The 553-nt window shown below is 44.7% G+C and carries 1 protein-coding gene; it reads left to right on the plus strand.

Translation table 11 applies throughout. From position 1 onward, the window contains the following. Positions 1–553, plus strand: a 553-nt coding sequence (locus R7Q09_RS27560) for an Ig-like domain repeat protein (protein WP_318144132.1), incomplete at both ends; no start/stop codon positions are given.

Here is a 553-nt window from a genome sequence, read left to right on the forward strand (position 1 = left end):
TGAACTGGAGCACTGTGTTCCCTAATGGGGAGGATCTATATACGCTTCATTTCGAGGCCCTGGATAAAGCAGGGAACAAAGGGTCAATAGCCTATCCTATTGCTTGGGATTCAGTAGGTGCAAAGTCTGGAGAGAATCCTGAGCCAGTAGCAGTGTATGACCCTAAGAACCCGCAGGCCTCAACTTTTAAGGTTAATGGTCAGGCCCTATCAGGTTTTGCGCCTTATCAGAACGGAATGACCATTTATTCCGATACCTACAGGGTGCTCTACCGGATACCCAAAACAAACTCCTATCCTTCTTCACCTTACGGTGCTCAAAGCGGTAACTGGTGTGATTATAAAAACTGTATTGAAGGCAATATCATTGCCGAAGACGGTACATATGATTATCGGCAGACGCAAGCTGATGTATTCCAGCAACATGGGACAAAAACTAAGTCGTTTATTATTTACGACTGGGTTATGAACTCTCTTGGTAATACATCCGTCAGTGTGAAAGCTGATCCATCGGTTAGCTTGGCTCCCATCGGTAAGTATGTTGAATATCTTAG

The organism is Vibrio sp. 2130-1 (assembly GCF_033339515.1).